This window comes from Kitasatospora putterlickiae (assembly GCF_039527695.1).
GTDB classification, from domain to species: Bacteria; Actinomycetota; Actinomycetes; order Streptomycetales; family Streptomycetaceae; genus Kitasatospora; species Kitasatospora putterlickiae.
Genome location: NZ_BAAAKJ010000023.1, coordinates 24,102 through 24,541 on the forward strand (window position 1 = coordinate 24,102; position 440 = coordinate 24,541).

Consider the following 440-nt stretch of genomic DNA (forward strand, 5'->3'; position numbering starts at 1 on the left):
GACGCCGGCGCCGGCGCCGACGAGCGCGCGCGTCACCGCCGCGCCGATGCCCTGCCCGGCGCCGGTGACGATCGCGACGGCGCCGGCGAGTTCGGACTGCTGCACAGGAAAATCCCCTCCGACCAGCGACATTAGGCAAGGCTAACCTAACACAACAGTTCGAGTCCGCCGAGAGGTCGCGCGCGCCTGAAGGCCCTGCGGGGTCGTCAACTGACGCGCGGGGGCCCGGATGGAGCGCCGGGCCCCTGCGGAGGGCAAAGCTAGACGCAACGTTGCGTCCAGTGTTACGGTCGCGCCGTTGGATCGAGACGCAACGTTGCGTCCACTTTTCTGATCCGGTCACCTCCCCCGAGACCACGAGAAGCACCGAGAAGCACCGAAACACCGAGAAAACCCGAGGAACACTCATGCCCCTCGCCCCGCCCCGACGCCCCGGCGGC

Annotated in this window: 1 pseudogene; it reads right to left on the reverse strand. The window is 69.1% G+C overall.

The features are described from left to right. Nucleotides 1–132 (reverse strand): annotated as a pseudogene (locus ABD308_RS02965) (hypothetical protein); the annotation flags it as partial. Nucleotides 133–440: the final 308 nt, after the last annotated feature.